This window comes from Robbsia andropogonis, assembly GCF_000970345.1.
Lineage (GTDB): Bacteria > Pseudomonadota > Gammaproteobacteria > Burkholderiales > Burkholderiaceae > Robbsia > Robbsia andropogonis.
On sequence record NZ_LAQU01000241.1, the window covers coordinates 1 to 559 of the forward strand.

At 49.2% G+C, this 559-nt stretch carries 2 pseudogenes; one reads left to right on the plus strand and one right to left on the minus strand.

Annotated elements, in window-relative coordinates:
- A pseudogene (locus WM40_RS32800) lies at positions 1 to 171 on the plus strand (IS6 family transposase); the annotation flags it as partial.
- Between the two features lie 153 nt (positions 172 to 324).
- Here WM40_RS32800 and WM40_RS27340 read toward each other — a convergent pair.
- Positions 325 to 559, minus strand: a pseudogene (locus WM40_RS27340) (gluconolaconase); the annotation flags it as partial.

A 559-nucleotide genomic window follows, 5' to 3' on the forward strand; every position in this document is an offset into this window, starting at 1 on the left:
AAATCGAGAACGCACGTGATGCTCGGCTTCAAACGGTTCAGAAATGCCTTGGCAACGATCTCCGGCATCGAATTGATGCATCGCATTCGCAAGAGCCAGTTCGATCTGACTAAGCTCGGTATCGAGGATGCCGCTCCGCCTGCCGTATGGAGTGCTGTTCTGTCTTCTTGATCAGATATCCTACATGTAAGAACATTCTCAACACTCTTACCTATATGCACCAGAACCCTTTTATCCGCCAAGCTTACCCGATCGTTTTGCTAAGTTGAGAATGCCGATTTTCGTAATGTCGAACCTCGCTGTCTTAGCTGACAAGGTGCACCGCTATTTGACGGGCGACACTGCAGAAATTTTGCGAATACGGTTGTTGAAGGTATCTGCAACATACAGATTGCCCGAGCTGTCGAACCCGCCTCCGTTTGGCTGATTGAATGACGCCGCTGTGCCGATGCCATCTGTATAATCCGCCGCACCTGAACCTGCGAATGTTGTCACAACCGCGTTAGATGTGATCTTTCGGATACGGTTGTTGAAAGTGTCGATGACATATACATTGCCG